This window comes from Flavobacterium fragile, from assembly GCF_023634865.1.
Lineage (GTDB): Bacteria > Bacteroidota > Bacteroidia > Flavobacteriales > Flavobacteriaceae > Flavobacterium > Flavobacterium fragile.
Genome location: NZ_JAMLJN010000010.1, coordinates 72,391 through 90,436 on the forward strand (window position 1 = coordinate 72,391; position 18,046 = coordinate 90,436).

Below are 18,046 nucleotides of genomic sequence, written 5' to 3' on the forward strand. Positions count from 1 at the left end.
GGGCTTCTAATTCTTTTTTAGCTTTAACACTTGCTAAAGAAAGAGCTGAAACTTTAGTTCCTGTCGGATTTAAATTGGTTAAAATAGGTTTTGGAATTTCAGAAACAATTGGAGTAACTACTTCATTTTGAACTTCTGGAATTGAGGAAACGATAGGCTCTACCTTTGGTTCTGTTTTTACAACTGGTTTGATTTCGTCAGTCGGAACTTGAGTTTTTAACGTGGAAACTTCTGAAATAGAGTAGGAGTTGTTCTTGTAATGAGTAGCTGGAATAATAAATTTAGCTACTTTTTTTTTTCTCCATCAAAAGTGATAGAGGCTAATTGCATTAGACAAAGTTCAACTAAAAGGCGCTGATTTTGACTGACTTTATATTTTAAGTCGCATTCATTTGCTAATTCAATTCCTTTTAATAAGAAATCGTGCATCGCTTTGTGAGACTGTGCAGCATATAAACTTTGAGCATGTTCACCTGCTTCCAATAGAGGCAAAGTAGCCGGATTTTTACAAACCAATAAATCTCTAAAGTGCGAAGCCAAACCAGCAATAAAATGATGTCCATCAAAACCTTTTGCTAAAATGTCATTGTAAGCTAAAAGCAAATCTGGAATTTTATTTTCTAAAATTAAATCGGTGATTTTGATGTAATATTCAAAATCTAACACGTTTAAATTTTCGGTAACCGCTTGTCTAGTAAGGTTTTTTCCGCAATAGGAAACTACTCGGTCAAAAATAGACAAAGCATCACGCATAGCACCATCTGCTTTTTGAGCAATAATGTGAAGAGCATCATCTTCAAAGGTGATTCCTTGTTCTTTAGCGATTTCAGCTAAATGTTCTTTGGCATCTTTAACCGTAATTCTTTTGAAATCAAAAATTTGACAACGCGATAAAATCGTTGGGATAATTTTATGTTTCTCGGTAGTTGCTAAAATGAAAATAGCGTGTTTTGGTGGTTCTTCTAATGTTTTTAAGAAGGCATTGAAAGCGGCTTGAGAAAGCATATGCACCTCGTCAATGATATATACTTTGTATTTTCCAGTTTGTGGAGGTATTCTTACTTGGTCAATAATACTTCTAATGTCATCAACACCATTGTTAGAAGCCGCATCTAATTCAAAAACGTTAAAAGAGAAATCCTCATACGGATCATCATAACCTTCTTGATTGATTTTTCGTGCTAAAATACGAGCACAAGTTGTTTTTCCTACACCACGAGGTCCGGTAAATAATAAGGCTTGTGCTAAGTGATTAGTTTCAATAGCATTCAACAAAGTATTGGTAATAGCCTGCTGGCCCACAACATCTTTAAATGTTTGAGGACGATATTTTCGAGCAGATACTATAAATTGTTCCATATATTCTATTGAAACACAAATATAGGTTGGGAAATATCAAAAAACAAATACAGATTCTTAAAACTACTAAAACTTATTCACAATTTCCCAACAGCTATAGACTCGTTGATTTCTTATCTTTAACATTTAAGTTTGATATGAATGAAGCATGATCATGGGAAGAATTTGCAGCCGTTCCTGTTACAAAAACTCCTTTTAAACCATATTTAGAAACAATTCCATAAACTGTAGCTTGGTCATCTGGGTTAGAATTTCCTTCATAATGAAAAACGTGATGTATGGAATAATTTTCGGGGTGTAAAATAATATCTTCAATATTTTTATTGTAATCAAATGTGAACCCTTTTTCTTTTAATTTTTGTAATGCTTCAGACATGGATGCGTAGTGATAAATAGTAGACATAAGACTGTAGATTATTATTTTTAGGATTTATAAATTTACAAAAAAATACAATTGCTGATAGTTAAATAATGATAAAAGATTTTTAATTTCAGCTTTAATAATTTAAAAGTGTAAATTTGCAGCGCAGACCGCCTTATCGCTGCTATGAAAATAGGAGAGGAAAGTCCGGACACCAAAGAGTAGCATAGTGGGTAACGCCCATCCATCGAAAGGTGAGGACAAGTGCAACAGAAAGTATGTACAGGTAATGCTGTAGTGAAACCAGGTAAACTCTATGCGGTGAAATGCCAAGTATATCAGCAGTTTTTGAGTAATCAAAATAAGGGCTACTCGTCCGATGCTGAAGGGTAGGCAGCTTAAGCTAAGCAGTAATGTTTAGTTTAGATAAATGATAAGGCTCCGATTTATTGGAGACAGAATCCGGCTTACAGGTCTGCTTTTTTTAGGATTATCAACCTTCGTCCTCAAATTCTATTTCCTCTTCGTCTTCACTTTCAAATTCATAGAATGAGAATACTGAACCGCCATAACTTTTAGAAAATGAAAAATTAGATAAATGGTCCAATTTGGTATGCTTTGAATGTTCTACAATTAACATTCCTTCTTTGTCTAAAAGTTCGTTTTCAAAAATTAGTTCAATGATTTTTTCAAAGTTTTCCTGACTCAAATCATAAGGTGGATCTGCAAAAATGATGTCATAACTCGCTTTGCTTTTTTCTAAAAATTTGAAAACATCACTTTTTATAACACTAATATCTAAATCTAATTCTGTTGCAGTTTTTTTTATGAAATTCACACAACCCATATCTCCATCAACACTAGTTATAGGTCCAGCACCTCGAGAAGCAAATTCGTAACTAATGTTACCAGTTCCTGCAAATAAATCTAAAATTTTTAATCCGTGAAAATTGAAGTAATTATTCAAAATATTGAATAAAGATTCTTTGCACATATCGGTTGTAGGGCGAACAGGTAAGTTTTTTGGTGCTACTAAACGGCGTCCTTTGTGTTTTCCGGAGATAATTCTCATGAATGATAAAGTATAAAGTGATTTCTATATTGTACTGAAGATACCTCTAAAATTGAAGCTTTGTTTGAAACATCAAGTAAAGTACAATTTCTAATGTATTGGTATGCAATTTTAAAAAAAGGATCTTCTTCTGAACAATTTCCAAAAAGTTGAACGGAAATAGTTTCAGGATTTAATTGCAGTTGTTCGCACGTAAATAAAATAAAATAAATGAAATCTTCTGGTGTGCGATATTGAAACGAATTAAAAAATAGTAATTGTTGGTTTTTCACCACAACAATTTCAAAATGCTCTTTTTGAAGATGGACAAATACTTGCTTTTCTTCTTTATTTTTAGACAAATCCAAAAGTTGTTTTACTAAGATAGAATTGGCATTTTGGTACTCAAATGTCTCATATTGGTCTAACAAAAAGTTATTGATATTAATAAATGGAACATAAACATTATTAATTTCATATGGAAATATTACATCGTGAGTAAAAAAATCCGTTTCAAAAACTTTAGTATTGTATTGCAAATAACTTGCTGAAAAATGAGCATCAAATAAAGAAGTAGGCACAAACGTATTCAAGTTGTTATCATGAATAACGATAACTTCATCAAATGTTTTTGTAAGAATAGGATAGTCTACAAAAGTTCTCCACAATTGTTCTTCTATCACTTTGTTTTTTTCAAAGGGAATAGCCATTGTAGTAATCACTTTGTTTGATATCAAATCAAAAATACAAAAAGAAATTCCATTCAGTGAAACTTGAATCGATAATTTTTTATAGGTTTTTTGAGTAATATCGTTATTTGATGACATCATAATTTTCTTTGAAGAACAAATTTATCAATTAAATAATTCATTTAGGAAAGGTTAAAGATATAATTATTATCAAATTATAACTTTTACAGCACATAAATTATATTCATTATACAGGTCGACAAATCTACATTTTTTTTTCAACACAAAAGAATTTCATGTAAAAATCATCAGTATATTTGAAAATTAATACTTGCCATCAACGTCTTATGAACTACAAGCAGTTTTACAATTTTTTACAAGAGAATTTTCCATATCAGCCCACTTTAAAGCAAGATGTTTTTCTTCAGAAGATAGCTGATTTTATTCTAAATTCCACTTCTGATGATATATTTGTTCTTAAAGGCTATGCTGGTACGGGTAAAACTACTATAATTTCAACCGTAATCAACAATTTGGTCAGTGTTAATATGAAAGCAGTGCTGTTAGCACCTACCGGAAGAGCAGCTAAAGTAATCAGTAATTACTCAGGAAAACCTGCTTATACTATTCACAAACGAATTTATTTCCCCAAAAAAAATAAAACAGGAGGAGTAAGTTTTACTTTGCAACAAAATAAATTTAAAAACACTCTTTTTATAGTAGATGAGTCTTCTATGATTTCGGATAATAATCAAGATTCAAAATTGTATGAAAATGGTTCGTTGTTAGATGATTTGTTTTTTTATGTGGATGCTGGAAACAATTGTAAATTATTGTTAATAGGAGATACCGCTCAGTTGCCGCCTGTTAATATGAGTGTGAGTCCGGCTTTGGATATTGACTCGCTTTCGCTGCATTATCAAAAAAATGTGCATCATATCGAATTAGATGAAGTGATGCGTCAAGCGGAGCATTCTGGAATTTTGTACAATGCAACTCAACTAAGAGAATTATTACATTCGCATTTTATTGATACGTTCCAATTCAAATTGAAAGGATTTAAAGATATTGTGCGCCTTCAAGATGGTTATGAAATTCAAGATGCCATTCACCAAGCCTATGATAATTATAGTATAGAAGATACGGCTTTTATTTTGCGATCCAATAAAAGAGCCAATCAATACAACCAACAAATTAGAGCTTCTATTTTGTCCAAAGAAAGTGAAATTTCTACAGGAGATTATTTAATGGTAGTAAAAAATAATTATTTTTGGTTACCCGAAAATTCAGAAGCTGGTTTCATCGCTAATGGTGATATTGTCGAAATTCTAGAAATCAGAAAAATTCGAGAGCTGTACGGATTCAAATTCGCCACCGTAAAAATCAGAATGGTCGATTATCCAAATCAGATTCCATTTGACACCGTTATTATGATAGATACGATTATGAGTGAATCGCCTTCGTTAACTTATGAAGAATCAAATAAATTGTATCAGGAAGTGTTGTTGGATTATGAAGAAGAACGTCAACAATATAAAAAACTACAAAAAGTAAAAGAAAATCCTTATTTCAATGCACTTCAGGTGAAGTTTTCATATGCGATAACGTGTCATAAATCGCAAGGTGGTCAGTGGAAAACGGTTTTTGTTGAACAACCTTATTTACCTGAAGGAATCGATGTTGATTATGTACGCTGGTTGTATACTGCCATCACCCGTGCTGAAGAAAAATTATATTTAATCGGATTTAAGGATGAGTTTTTCGAAAATTAATACTTTTGTAATCAAACAACAACCATCATGAAAATAATAGCTGTAATTCCTGCTCGTTATGCATCCACTCGTTTCCCTGCCAAATTAATGCAAGATTTGGGAGGTAAAACCGTAATTCTTCGTACTTATGAAGCGGCTATTTCTACCAATTTATTCGATGATGTTTTTGTGGTTACGGATTCTGATTTAATTTATAATGAAATTATTTCTAATGGGGGAAAAGCTATCATGTCTATAAAAGAACATGATAGCGGAAGCGACAGAATTGCGGAAGCTGTTGAAAAAATGGAGGTTGATCTTGTAATAAACGTTCAAGGTGACGAACCTTTTATCAATAAAAAACCTTTAGAAGAATTAATTGAAGTTTTTAAAAAAGATACAGAAAAGAAAGTCGATTTAGGTTCTTTAATGTTTCAAATATCTGATAAAGAAGAAATTAACAATCCAAATAACGTAAAAGTTATTACAGACCAACAAGGTTTTGCGTTATACTTTTCGCGTTCGGTAATTCCTTATCCTAGAGAGGAAAATGTTGGAGTGCGCTATATGAAACACATCGGAATTTATGCTTTCAGAAAAGAAGCTTTGATGGATTTTTACCGTTTACCTATGCTATCGTTAGAAGCTTCTGAAAAATTAGAACAATTGCGTTATTTAGAATACGGAAAACGTATTAAAATGGTAGAAACTTCTCATGCAAGTATCGGAATCGATACACCTGAGGATTTAGAAAAAGCTAAAAAAATGCTATAATCTTTTATTCTGTATTATCACTAAAATATCCTTTTGTTTTAATTTTAGAAGAAAAGAAATTCATAAACAAAATAACAAAGAATAAAAATAAAAATACTTGTAGAATAGTAAAGATTTTACCTTCAGTTGTTGTAGGGTAAAATTCTCCATATCCAATTGTAGAAGAAGTAACAAAACTGTAATAAACAGCATCAAACCAATGATTTAATGGGGCATTCAAGTAGTTTCCTGTTCTATAAAATACAGCAAAAGCTAAAACTGTTTCTAAATAGTTAAAAAACAACAATAACATCGATCTTTTGTAGGACCTTGGTTGCGAAAATAAATCAGAAGCAAAAATTAATGTTGGGATGTACAAAACGGTTTCTAAAAGAAAATAAGTCAATACATATATAATGTATTCTTGGTTTTGCCAATTGTTTATAAGAATTAATAAAGGGAAGGTTACTTTAGCCAAAATATAAAAGTCCATGGCTAAGTCTTTATACTCATGTCCAAATTTATTTGCCCAATATTTGATGTAAATCCCAGGAAATAGTAACTGAGAGGTTGATAGAATTAAACGAATAATTTTTTCAATCCCATTATCATCTTCATGGTCGTTATTCCAAATGGCTTTTATATTCAAGAGCCTTTTTTTAACAGGATTCATATTTTGAATGTGTTTTTCATTCACTTTTCCTACCAATAATTTTTTGATAACACTCATTACGCTAATTTTTTTATGGTAAACAATTCGTTGTGAACTTCTATTTTTGGATATAATCGAACTGAATAATTACTTTCAAATTTACTTTTGTATATGGCATTTCTTCTTCTGTCTTGATAATCTAAAACCATAGTATTAAATAAGATAAACCCTTTAATATTAAGTAAATAATTAATTCTATTGATAAAGAAATCTTCAAACAAAAAGTTTGGCATTGTGGTATCTTGAAAGATATCAATAATGATTAAATCATATTTTTCTTTAGTCTTTAAAACAAATTCAAAAGCATCTTCGTTTATAATAGAAACCTTGTTGTAATTATCCAATCCAAAATACTTTTTAGCTAATTCGATTACGGTTGAATCAATTTCAACTCCAGTAATTGTACCTTCAAATTTAACTTCATTTTTAAGTGTATCAATTACACTTCCACCTGCTACACCTAATATTAAAATTGATTTAAAGTTTCGAATGCGTTCATAACCTATATACTTTAATCCTTTTTTTAATACGCGTTGCAAACTTCCAAAAGAATAATTGGTATTTTTAGAATCCAAAACCAAATAGCCATTATTCCAAGTAACTTCTAAATTTTTACTGAAGTCCGATTTTTTTTCGTGAATTTTTATTGGAAATAAAAAACTAAGTAAGCGCTTAATCATGTAACTTTGTTTGTAATCGTAAATATAATTTTATTTTTGTCTCAAAATAACACAAATGAAACAAATTTTATATAAATTCATTTTCTTTAAAATATTAGGTTGGAAAATTGAAGGTTCCATAGCACCTGAAATAAAAAAATGTGTGATGATTGTAGTGCCACATACCAGTTGGTATGACTTTTTTTTAGGAGTTTTTACAAGAGGAATTGTTCAACAAGAAATGAATTTTGTAGCAAAGAAAGAGCTATTTGTTTTCCCTTTCAATTATTATTTTAAATGGATGGGTGGAACGCCTTTAAACCGACATAAAAATGAAAATAAAGTAGATTCAATAGCCAAGATATTTCAAGAAAAAGAAGTTTTTAGACTAGCAATTGCTCCCGAAGGAACTCGTAAGAAAGTAACAGAATGGAAAACAGGTTTTTATTTTATAGCTCAGAAAGCTAATGTACCCATAATTCCAGTAGCTTTTGATTATGGGAAAAAAGAAGTTAGAATACACGAACCTTTTCAAATAACTAATAATATTGAAGAAGATTTTAAAAAATTAAAATCGTATTACAAAGGAGTTGTTGGTAAGTTTCCAGCGAAAAGTTTTACTGATATTTAAAATTAACTCTGAAGAAATTCGGAGTTTTTTTTATGGTCTATAACTTTTGAAGCTTCCATTCTTGAAAAAAATAACGATTCTGTCAATTTCCTCATCTGCAATTAAGTTTTGATCTAATCCATAAGAACCATCTTTTTCTTCAACAGGAATGGTCTTATTAATGTTATCAACTGTTGAAAATAAATCAGGCTCTAAAGTAGGAGCGTGTTCACTAGATTTTATAATATTGAAGTTTTCTGATTTTTGCTCTGACGGATTCGCTACATCTGATTTAGGAAAAACTCCTTTACCATTCAAAAGCCAATATAAATCTACTTCAGGAAAAACAGTTACTACCTTGATGATAAAATCCAAACTAGGTTTGTTTCTCCCTGAAAGTAGGTGAGACATACTAGAGCGTTGGATGTTAATTCTATCAGCAAAAGCAGATGCAGAAAGATTATAATATTCTAAAATATTTTCTAATCGTTTTATAAAATCATCGATGTTTACCATTGTAAATAAAAGTTTTATTTTTATAAGATTACAAATGTAAACATTTGTGTCGAACTTTACAAGTTTACATATATAAATCGATAAATTTAATTTAATTAATTACTTTACTTTAAATTATATAATTTACTGATTAATATTTGTTTATTATCAAAAATCAATATTGTGTTAAAATGTAAACACTGCAGTTTTAAAAGAATTCACATACATTAGTTTTAACGTTTACAAAAGTAAATTTTATCTCAATTTTACATGTTTACAAATGTAATTTTAAAGTTGTTTACATTTGTAACTTAAAATATTTCCATGGACTATTTACAATTAGCAACACATTATTTAGAGTCTCAACTCAAAGGAAAATACATTCATTTAGAAGTGATCCAACCTTTGCTTTTATCTATGTCAACAGATTTTGAAATAAGTGAAATAGGTATGTCGGTTCAAAAAAGAAGTATTTATCAAGTTAAAATTGGGACGGGAAAAAAGAAAATTATGATGTGGTCTCAAATGCATGGTAACGAACCAACAACTACTAAAGGGTTGTTTGATTTTTTTAATTTTTTAAAGTCAGACCATGAATTAGCGAATTGGATTATATCAGAATACACCTTATTATGTATTCCTATGTTAAATCCTGATGGAGCTTATTTATATACTCGAGAAAATGCGAATAAAATTGATTTAAACAGAGATGCTCTATATGCAACGCAACCCGAAATGCAATTATTGAAAAAGATTTATAATGATTTTCAACCCGATTTTTGTTATAATCTTCACGATCAGCGAAGTATTTTTGGTACCGAAGGATTTAATCTTCCTGCGACTATTTCTTTTTTAGCACCTGCCTACAACGACTCAAGGGATTATAATGATGTGCGTTTAAAAGCTGTACAAGTAATAAATAGAATGAATACTGTTCTTCAAAATTATCTGCCTAATCAAATAGGGCGTTTCGATGATAGTTATAATATAAATTGTACGGGAGATTATTTTACTACACAAAATACACCTACTATTTTGTTTGAAGCAGGACATTATGAAAATGATTATGATAGAGATATTTCTAGAAAATTTATTTTTATTGCGCTTTTAAGTAGTTTGGAGTTAAATTGCGAAAACGTTATAGTTAATAATGAATTGACAGATTATTTAAATATTCCTCAAAATAACAAATGTTTTTATGATATAATTTATAAAAATGTCAAAATAATAGATTCTAATGTTGAAAAAATAATTAACTTTGCAGCTCAATATAAAGAATCTTTAACCGATGAGGAGGTACAATTTATTGCCTACATTGAAAAAGTTGGGGATTTAGATCATCATAAAGGTCATTTAGAATATGATTGCAATGGAGGTTTATTTAGTTCAGAATTTTCATTTTTTCCAAAAAATGGTGATAAAGCTAATTTTTTTATCAATAATTTAACACATTTTTTTAATGGTTTGGAAATTATTTAATAATTTTGCCTTATATTGCATTAAATTTAAAATTTTAACATTTATTATAAGCACTTATGAGTAAGTTTCGTTTAGATGAAGTAGATCATCAGATTTTGGATATGCTGATTGATAACACAAGAGTTCCATTCACCGATATCGCAAAAAAACTATTAATTTCAGCAGGAACAGTTCATGTTAGAGTTAAAAAAATGGAAGATGCTGGTATCATCCAAGGTTCTTCTTTAACATTAGACTATGAAAAGTTAGGTTATTCTTTTATTGCATATGTTGGAGTATTCTTGCATAATACATCTCAAACGAAATTTGTTTTAGAGCGTATTAATCAAATTCCTTTTGTAACTGTTGCACATGTTACTACAGGTAAATTCAATATTTTCTGTAAAATAAGAGCTAAAGATACCAAACATGCTAAGGAAGTTATTTTCATGATTGATGATATTGAGGGTGTTTACAGAACTGAAACCATGATATCTTTAGAAGAAAGCATTAATGATAAAAAACGATTAATGCATACCATCTTTAAAGAATTGTAAAAATTGTATAAAGCCTCTTATGAGGCTTTTTTTTTGCTCTAATATTATGAATCAGTTACCAAATGAACTTACAACTTTTTATAAAGACTTCCTTCATTAAGTTTCATTAGAGTGAATGAAAAAAATATTAGAATAAGCAACGGTTAGAAAACCTAAATTAATTAATTTATAACTTTTTTAAAAGAGGAACAACTTTATCTGGAAACTACTTCAAACAATAGTATGTCGTAATATGTGATGGTATATATTTTTTCAAGACACGAATTTCTCCACAAAAATGTAATTCTTGAAATACGTTTACAAAAAAAGGATTCCATTTTGGAATCCTTTTTTTAGTCTTCATCTTCTTCGTCATCAACGTCATCAGAATCTTCGGTGTCTTCTATATCATCAGAATCGTTTACCATATCATCATCATCGTCTTCTTCGATATCTAAATCTTTAAGCCCTGCAATCTTTTCGTCTGGTACTACAACATCAACAATGATATCGTCTTCCTCGTAATTTTCGATTCTATCTGCTAATTTAGTACTTACTTTAACTAAATAAATAGTATCTTCTGTTCGCACTTCAACAGCTTCAACTGTTTCATTTTTAGCATTTTTGAAACGTATAACATCTGAATCATCGTAACCGTCAGGAAATTTCTCAACTAGTAAGGTTAAAATTTCATTTGTCAATTTAGCGTAGTCAACAATAACTCTTTTCATCGGGTGGTTTTTAATCTAGTAATTTCGTCAAATTTAATATGCATAACTTATATTTTCAAGTAAAATGTAATATTTTTTAAAAAAAATTACCAACCTAAAACATAAGCAAATATTAACGGCGCAACTATCGTAGCATCAGACTCTACAATGAACTTTGGTGTTGTGATATCTAATTTACCCCATGTGATTTTTTCGTTTGGAACAGCACCTGAATACGATCCATAACTAGTTGTTGAGTCAGAAATCTGACAGAAATAGCTCCAAAAAGGGATGTCATGCATTTCCATATCTTGATATAGCATAGGAACTACACAAATAGGGAAGTCTCCTGCGATACCTCCGCCGATTTGGAAGAAACCTACTCCTTTTCCTGCACAATTTTTAGGGTACCAATCTGCTAACCACATCATATATTCAATACCGCTTTTCATTGTAGTAGCTTTGAATTCTCCCTTGATACAGTAAGAAGAGAAAATGTTACCCATTGTACTGTCTTCCCATCCTGGTACTACAATTGGTAAATTCTTTTCTGCAGCAGCAACCATCCATGAATCCTTTGGGTCGATTTCGTAATATTGCTCTAAAACTCCTGAATTAATCATTTGGTACATGAATTCATGCGGGAAATAACGTTCTCCCTTAGAATCTGCATTGTTCCAAATATCATATAAATGTTGTTGTAATCTTCTAAAAGCTTCTTCTTCAGGAATACAAGTATCCGTTACACGGTTATAATGATTTTCTAATAAATCCCATTCCTCTTGTGGAGATAAATCTCTGTAATTTGGAACTCTTTTATAAGAATTATGAGCTACCAAGTTCATGATATCCTCTTCTAAATTAGCACCTGTACAAGAAATGATGTGTACTTTGTCTTGACGAATCATTTCGGCCAATGATTTTCCTAATTCAGCTGTACTCATGGCACCCGCTAATGTTATCATCATTTTTCCGTCTGCTAATAAATGTTCTTCATATCCTTTGGCAGCATCAACTAATGCGGCAGAGTTAAAGTGAAGATAATGTTTCTCGATAAACTGACTAATAGGTCCTTTGCTCATTACTTTTTGTTTTATTGTTCTTTTTTCTTGTTGTATCCTAAAATTTCTAAAACATCCTCGGCTTTTTGTTGCTCGGAAAATACCTCGGTTGCAATAATTCCGTTTTTGTCTTTATCTATTAAAATATGTTTTGGTTGTGGTAAAATGCAATGACTTATACCTCCAAATCCTCCAATGGTTTCTTGATATGCGCCTGTATTGAAGAATCCAATATATAAAGGTTTTTCTTTATTGTATTTTGGTAAATAGACTGCATTCATGTGTTGTTCCGAATTGTAATAATCATCGCCATCACATGTTAACCCACCCAATAACACTCTTTCATACGTGTCGTTCCATCGATTCACTGCCATCATAACAAATCGCTTGTTAATTGCCCAAGTGTCAGGTAAAGTAGTGATGAATGAGGAATCAATCATGTTCCAATTCTCTCTGTCGTTTTGTTTCTTTTGATATAAAACTTGGTAGATAGCACCTCCAGCTTCACCCACGGTAAATGACCCAAATTCAGTAAAGATGTGAGGAACAGGAACTTCCGCATCATCACATGCAATTTTAATCTGATTTAAGATTTCATCAACCATATATTGATAATCATAGTCAAAGGCTAGTGAATTCTTAATAGGGAAGCCACCACCAATGTTCAAACTATCTAATGAAGGACATTCTTTTTTCAAAGCAATGTACACTTTCATACATTTTAATAATTCATTCCAATAATAGGCAGTATCACGGATACCAGCATTAATAAAGAAGTGAAGCATTTTTACTTCAACTTTTTTATTATCAGCAATTTGTTTTCTATAAAAAGGTAAAATATCCTTGTATCCAATTCCTAAACGAGACGTATAAAATTCAAACTTTGGCGATTCTTCTGCTGCAATACGAATTCCAATTTTGAATTTTCCTTCAATTTGCTCTTGAAGTAAATCAAGCTCTTCGAAATTATCAATTACAGGAATGGTGTTTTTATGACCATTGTTGATTAAACGGGCAATATTAGTAATGTATTGGTCACGTTTGAAACCATTACATACGATAAAAGTGTTTTTATTAATTTTTCCTTCTTCCATTAATCTTTCAACAATATTGATGTCAAAAGCGGAAGAGGTTTCAATATGGATATTATTTTTTAAAGCTTCGTTAAGAATAAATTCAAAATGGGAACTTTTAGTACAATAGCAGTAAAAATATTTGGCTTCGTAACCATGTTTTTCCATCGAATTTCTAAACCACATTTTAGCGCGATTGATATTCTGTGAAATTTTTGGCAAATAGGTAAACTTCAACGGTGTACCATATTCTTCAACTAACTTCATTAAGTCGATACCATGAAAATGAAGATTATCTTTATTAAGGGTAAATTCTTCTTGAGGAAAATAAAAAGTTTGATTGATTAAGTCGTAATATTTAGTGTTCATTTTTATTGAAAATAAGATTTAAATTAAAAAAGCTCAAATGTTTTTACGTGTTAAATCGATATTTTTCAAACTCTAATATTTGCAAATCGAATCAAAAGTTTCTCACTAAAAGTTTTCGATTGCGCGAATAAATCAATAATGTGAAAACAAAAAATGGAAAAGAAAAAACGGTCAATAATAGACAAGTCAGCATTCCTATTATTAAGAACCCTGTTAAAATTACTTGTATTATTGTTTTCTTTCATTGGCGCAAAGTTAAAAAATTAAATGGCTAATGTGGATAGAAAATGATAAAAAAAAACTACCTTGAATAATCTTCAAAAGCATTGACAATCAATTGTTTGTCTGTTGATTGGTTAATTTTTATTTTTCCAATTCCGTCAAGTAGGGAAAATTGCACTTTTCCGAATTCATTTTTTTTATCAAAAATCAACAAATCTTGTATGTTTTTTATGTCTTCCGAGTCAAATTCAATACGCTCGTAAATGTCCTTAATAATGTATTTAATTTCATGATATTCATCATGGGTTAACAATCCTTTTTCTCTAGAAATATAGCTTTCCAGAATCATTCCTACAGCAATTGCTTCCCCGTGAAGAAGTGGTGATTTATTTTTTTTATCTAAAAAATAACTTTCGATGGCATGTCCTAAAGTGTGCCCAAAATTGAGTGCTTTTCGAATTCCATTTTCGTTTAAATCTTGAGAAACAATGGTGTTTTTAATTTCAATAGATCGATGAATTAATGTGTTTAAATAATCTGTATTTAAGTTATTTAGATTTTTAAATTGATTCCAGTATTCTTTATCAAAAATCAATCCGTGTTTGAGCATCTCGGCTAAACCTGAACGCATTTCCTTTTGAGATAAAGTACTTAGAAATTCGGTGTCAACTAGCACTGCTTTCGGTTCACGAATTACTCCAATTTGATTTTTTAAATTTCCTAAATCTATGCCGTTTTTACCACCTACTGAAGCATCAACCATGGCTAATAAAGTAGTTGGAACATTAATGAAGTCAATTCCTCTTTTAAAAGTACAAGCAACAAACCCACCCAAATCGGTAATGACACCGCCACCTAAGTTGATTATAATACTTTTTCTATCAGCACCCAATTCAGATAGAGCCGACCATACTTCAAAACAAGTTGTTATGTTTTTATGAATTTCACCAGCTTCTAATTCAATAATTTCTAATTCAATTTCTGTAGTTAGATTATTTAAAAAATGAGAAAGACAATATTGTGACGTATTTTCATCTACCAAAATAAAAATTTTTGAATACTGTGCCGGTAGCAAGTATGTGGCTAATTTTTCATAACCCAATTCATTGAAAAATATGGAATAGTTAGTAGCTGCTATAGTTTGCATAAAAAAATGTAAATATTGACTGCAAAATACGTCATTTTTTATTTATTATTCGATATCAGTGGCGTATATTTGTAACACTTTATATTAAATCATAATGAAAACACTATTTAATAATACAGAAGTTGCTTTTGCTTTAAAAAGCGACACCGAATTAGAGAGAGCTTACTTCTTATTCAAGTTAATCGATAGTCAACCATTAGTAAAAATCGGGACCGCTGTTACCAACTTTGCTTTGAAAGCCCATTTACCGGTTGAAGGATTAATTCGTTCTACTGTGTTTGATCATTTTTGTGGAGGTGTTAATGAAACCGATTGCTTAAGTGTAGTAGATAAAATGTACACTAAAGGAGTTTCTTCAGTTCTAGATTATTCTGTAGAGGGTAAAGAGGAAGAAGCACAATTTGATGCAGCATTGAACATGACGTTAAAAACGATTGAATTTGCTAGAGAGAGAGAAGCGATACCTTTTGCAGTTTTTAAACCAACAGGATTTGGCCGTTTAGCCTTGTATGAAAAAGTAGGTGAGAAGGCATATTTAACCGAAAACGAACAAAAAGAATGGAACAGAATAATCGAACGTTTTGATATTGCTTGTAAAACTGCTTTTGAAAAAGACGTTTTGTTATTGATTGATGCAGAAGAAACATGGATGCAGGATGCAGCCGATGCTATAGTAACGGATATGATGAAAAAATACAACAAACAAAAAGCCGTTATTTTTAATACATTACAAATGTATCGTTGGGATCGCTTAGACTATTTAAAGCAACTTCATGAACAAGCTAAAGTTGAGGGTTTTTTCATTGGAATGAAGTTAGTTCGCGGTGCTTACATGGAAAAGGAAAACGAAAGAGCAGCAGAACGTGGAGTGAAATCACCTATTTGTGTTTCTAAAGAAGCTACAGATATTAATTATGATGCTGCTGTTGCTTACATGGTTAACCATATTGACATCATGGCAATCTTTGCAGGAACACATAATGAAGAGAGCTCTTATAAACTCATGCAGTTAATGGAAGAAAAAGGAATCGCTAAAGATGATAAGCGAATTTTCTTTGGACAATTATTAGGAATGAGTGATAACATCAGTTTTAATTTAGCTTCTGAAGGATACAATGTAGCTAAATATCTACCCTTTGGACCCGTTAGAGATGTAATGCCTTACTTAATAAGAAGAGCAGAAGAGAATACTTCTGTTGCAGGTCAAACCAGTAGAGAATTGACTTTGATTAAGAGAGAGCGAGAAAGAAGAAAGTTATAATTTTTTCTTAAAACTCAATTCTATTTATTAAAAATACTATATTTGATATTAATTACTAATCTTTATTTTATGAAAAAAACTTTACTTTTTTTAAGCTTATTAGCTTCTTCTATTTCCTTTTCTCAGGTTTTACAATCTGAAAACTTTGATGGTTTAAATTTAGGTAATATTGGAACAGATGTAACAGGTGTTACTGCTGGACAAGGTGGATGGTTAACTGCTAATGGGACAAATTCTGATTATCAGATAGTTTCTGAAACTACTGGTAAATCTTTTCAACTTACAGGGTCTAATACTGCAACTGGAACTCGTTACATGTGGAAAAGTGATTTACCAACAGCTTGGGCAGCTAGAACTTCAGGAAATAATATCATAAATACAGAATTTGATTTATTTACTGGTGGACCTACAACATCTAAAAACACTGCAAGAGTTTACATTTTTAATAGTGACGGAAGTGTTGTATTGGCTGGTTTGTCTTTTAATTTAGAAACTAAGGCTATTTCAGGGATAGCTTATTTTGATCCTAATAATGGAGGTGTTAATCCTGTAGGAACTTATTCATTTAATTTAGGAACTTCAAATGCAGTACTTAATTTAACATCAAATACTTGGGTTAGAATGGGGATTTCTTACAATACTGTAACTCGTGAAGTTGTTTGGAAAGGCCCAGGATTTTATGCTGGTCTAACCGGAGCTATACCTGCGACGGGGACAGTTCAACCTAGAGAAGTTGATTTCCTTATGGGAGCAGGAACTGCTAATGCATTAGCAGGAGTAACTAAATTCGATAATTTTGTAGTTTATGCAAATAATGTAGAGAGTTTGTTAGGAACAGAAAACTTTCAAAATACTAATTTAGAATCGATATCAATTTACCCTAACCCAGCTACAAACGTTTTAAATATCTCTAACGTTAACAACTACGAAATCAAAAATATTTCAGTTGTTGATATCAACGGAAGAGTGGTTAAAAACGAATCAGGTGCTATGACTCAAATCAATGTTTCTGATTTAAATGCTGGAGTTTACTTTGTAACTATCGAAGCTGCAGAAGGAAAAATTACTAAGAAGTTTATCAAACAATAATTTCTATAGAATAGTCTAAATTAAAAACGACCAGTGTTTACTGGTCGTTTTTTTTCTTTTTGTCGGAATTCATCATCAGCATAATAGCGCCTACTAAACCTAGAATGACTAGTAAAAAAACAGCAATCATTATAAAGGCTCCGTTACTATGCGAATAAAGAGGGAACATCAAATTTGTCATAGTTTCAAAAGTTTGAATTTAGACAAATATAAAGGTTAACTTTTGTTTATTAACTGATAATTATCATATTGACTAGTCTAAAAATTTATCTTTCAGATCTGCAGAAGGAATAAGACAAGCTTCTTTTTTACCATACCACTTGTATCTGTTTTTCGCTACATAATCGTAAACAAAATCTCTTAATCCCGTTGGTAGTATCGTAAAAACAGTTGCTAAAGTAAAAATTCCACTCAAACCTTTTGCAATTTCTAGAGCTGCGGTTGATTTGTAATAATAAGAAACACCGGGCTCGTACAGAACAATACTGTCTATATGTGCAGGATTTATTCCGATGTGTTTTAAGATTTTTTCTCCTAATTCCGATTGAAGTGAAGCAAAACGGAACACATCTTTTTTATCGTGCTTAATAACATATTGTACTGAAGCATCGCACAAATTGCAAACGCCATCAAACAAAATGATTTTTTTATCTTTTGGTAAGTCGTTTATTTCCATACTA

Annotated in this window: 20 protein-coding genes and 1 other RNA gene; 8 read left to right on the forward strand and 13 right to left on the reverse strand. The window is 30.8% G+C overall.

Features of this window, described 5'->3' with window-relative positions:
* Positions 1-285: 285 nt before the first annotated feature.
* Together dnaX and NAT47_RS11150 are read right to left on the reverse strand one after the other, a co-directional pair.
* On the reverse strand, positions 286-1,359 hold the full coding sequence (gene dnaX / locus NAT47_RS11145; protein WP_250582773.1) for a DNA polymerase III subunit gamma/tau: 1,074 nt from the start codon (positions 1,357-1,359) through the stop codon (positions 286-288).
* A gap of 94 nt (positions 1,360-1,453) precedes the next feature.
* A complete protein-coding gene (locus NAT47_RS11150) occupies positions 1,454-1,762 on the reverse strand; it encodes a hypothetical protein (protein ID WP_250582774.1) in 309 nt (102 codons plus the stop codon).
* A 120-nt stretch (positions 1,763-1,882) separates the two neighbouring features.
* Between NAT47_RS11150 and rnpB the strand changes: the two genes are divergently transcribed.
* Positions 1,883-2,206: RNase P RNA component class A (gene rnpB / locus NAT47_RS11155), an RNA gene on the forward strand.
* Positions 2,207-2,213: 7 nt separating this feature from the next.
* Here rnpB and rsmD read toward each other — a convergent pair.
* Both rsmD and NAT47_RS11165 read right to left on the reverse strand, forming a co-directional pair.
* Entirely contained in the window at positions 2,214-2,792 is a 579-nt protein-coding gene (rsmD, locus tag NAT47_RS11160; RefSeq protein WP_250582776.1) for a 16S rRNA (guanine(966)-N(2))-methyltransferase RsmD, read from the reverse strand.
* On the reverse strand, positions 2,789-3,598 hold the full coding sequence (locus NAT47_RS11165) for a DUF3822 family protein (RefSeq protein ID WP_250582778.1): 810 nt from the start codon (positions 3,596-3,598) through the stop codon (positions 2,789-2,791). The genes rsmD and NAT47_RS11165 overlap by 4 nt, the downstream gene beginning before the upstream one ends.
* Before the next feature lie 209 nt (positions 3,599-3,807).
* On the opposite strand from NAT47_RS11165, the gene NAT47_RS11170 reads away from it, so the two are divergent.
* Positions 3,808-5,232: an ATP-dependent DNA helicase gene (locus NAT47_RS11170; RefSeq protein ID WP_250582780.1), complete on the forward strand. Its 1,425-nt coding sequence runs from the start codon at positions 3,808-3,810 to the stop codon at positions 5,230-5,232.
* A gap of 27 nt (positions 5,233-5,259) precedes the next feature.
* Positions 5,260-5,985 (forward strand): 3-deoxy-manno-octulosonate cytidylyltransferase, encoded by a 726-nt coding sequence (gene kdsB, locus NAT47_RS11175; protein ID WP_250582782.1) that lies wholly within the window; start codon positions 5,260-5,262, stop codon positions 5,983-5,985.
* Positions 5,986-5,989: 4 nt separating this feature from the next.
* Here the strand turns inward: kdsB and NAT47_RS11180 are convergent, their stop codons facing one another.
* Entirely contained in the window at positions 5,990-6,694 is a 705-nt protein-coding gene (locus tag NAT47_RS11180; RefSeq protein WP_250582784.1) for a potassium channel family protein, read from the reverse strand.
* On the reverse strand, positions 6,694-7,356 hold the full coding sequence (locus NAT47_RS11185; RefSeq protein ID WP_250582786.1) for a spermidine synthase: 663 nt from the start codon (positions 7,354-7,356) through the stop codon (positions 6,694-6,696). The genes NAT47_RS11180 and NAT47_RS11185 overlap by 1 nt, the downstream gene beginning before the upstream one ends.
* Before the next feature lie 55 nt (positions 7,357-7,411).
* Here NAT47_RS11185 and NAT47_RS11190 point away from each other — a divergent pair, with 55 nt between their 5' ends.
* Positions 7,412-7,966, forward strand: a complete 555-nt coding sequence (locus NAT47_RS11190) for a 1-acyl-sn-glycerol-3-phosphate acyltransferase (protein WP_250582788.1) — start codon at positions 7,412-7,414, stop codon at positions 7,964-7,966.
* 30 nt (positions 7,967-7,996) lie between these two features.
* Here NAT47_RS11190 and NAT47_RS11195 read toward each other — a convergent pair whose 3' ends face one another.
* On the reverse strand, positions 7,997-8,461 hold the full coding sequence (locus tag NAT47_RS11195; protein ID WP_250582790.1) for a helix-turn-helix domain-containing protein: 465 nt from the start codon (positions 8,459-8,461) through the stop codon (positions 7,997-7,999).
* A 303-nt stretch (positions 8,462-8,764) separates the two neighbouring features.
* Between NAT47_RS11195 and NAT47_RS11200 the strand changes: the two genes are divergently transcribed.
* Positions 8,765-9,919: a M14 family metallopeptidase gene (locus NAT47_RS11200; RefSeq protein WP_250582792.1), complete on the forward strand. Its 1,155-nt coding sequence runs from the start codon at positions 8,765-8,767 to the stop codon at positions 9,917-9,919.
* A gap of 56 nt (positions 9,920-9,975) precedes the next feature.
* Positions 9,976-10,455 carry an Lrp/AsnC family transcriptional regulator gene (locus NAT47_RS11205; RefSeq protein ID WP_026726210.1) on the forward strand — a complete coding sequence of 160 codons (480 nt, stop codon included), beginning with the start codon at positions 9,976-9,978 and terminating at the stop codon, positions 10,453-10,455.
* 332 nt (positions 10,456-10,787) lie between these two features.
* Here the strand turns inward: NAT47_RS11205 and NAT47_RS11210 are convergent, their stop codons facing one another.
* The 4 genes from NAT47_RS11210 to aroB form a co-directional block, all read right to left on the reverse strand.
* Positions 10,788-11,165 carry a DNA primase gene (locus tag NAT47_RS11210; protein WP_250582794.1) on the reverse strand — a complete coding sequence of 126 codons (378 nt, stop codon included), beginning with the start codon at positions 11,163-11,165 and terminating at the stop codon, positions 10,788-10,790.
* A gap of 86 nt (positions 11,166-11,251) precedes the next feature.
* Positions 11,252-12,226, reverse strand: coding sequence for a deoxyhypusine synthase family protein (locus NAT47_RS11215; protein ID WP_250582796.1), 975 nt, complete (start codon positions 12,224-12,226; stop codon positions 11,252-11,254).
* An 11-nt stretch (positions 12,227-12,237) separates the two neighbouring features.
* Entirely contained in the window at positions 12,238-13,647 is a 1,410-nt protein-coding gene (locus tag NAT47_RS11220; RefSeq protein ID WP_250582798.1) for a type III PLP-dependent enzyme domain-containing protein, read from the reverse strand.
* Between the two features lie 301 nt (positions 13,648-13,948).
* Positions 13,949-15,016 (reverse strand): 3-dehydroquinate synthase, encoded by a 1,068-nt coding sequence (aroB, locus tag NAT47_RS11225; RefSeq protein WP_250582800.1) that lies wholly within the window; start codon positions 15,014-15,016, stop codon positions 13,949-13,951.
* Positions 15,017-15,110: 94 nt separating this feature from the next.
* Between aroB and NAT47_RS11230 the strand changes: the two genes are divergently transcribed.
* Positions 15,111-16,277 (forward strand): proline dehydrogenase family protein, encoded by a 1,167-nt coding sequence (locus NAT47_RS11230; RefSeq protein ID WP_250582802.1) that lies wholly within the window; start codon positions 15,111-15,113, stop codon positions 16,275-16,277.
* Between the two features lie 69 nt (positions 16,278-16,346).
* Positions 16,347-17,366: a T9SS type A sorting domain-containing protein gene (locus NAT47_RS11235; RefSeq protein WP_250582804.1), complete on the forward strand. Its 1,020-nt coding sequence runs from the start codon at positions 16,347-16,349 to the stop codon at positions 17,364-17,366.
* A gap of 37 nt (positions 17,367-17,403) precedes the next feature.
* Here the strand turns inward: NAT47_RS11235 and NAT47_RS11240 are convergent, their stop codons facing one another.
* Entirely contained in the window at positions 17,404-17,547 is a 144-nt protein-coding gene (locus NAT47_RS11240) for a hypothetical protein (RefSeq protein WP_250582806.1), read from the reverse strand.
* A gap of 72 nt (positions 17,548-17,619) precedes the next feature.
* Positions 17,620-18,042, reverse strand: a complete 423-nt coding sequence (locus NAT47_RS11245; RefSeq protein WP_250582808.1) for a thiol-disulfide oxidoreductase DCC family protein — start codon at positions 18,040-18,042, stop codon at positions 17,620-17,622.
* Positions 18,043-18,046: the final 4 nt, after the last annotated feature.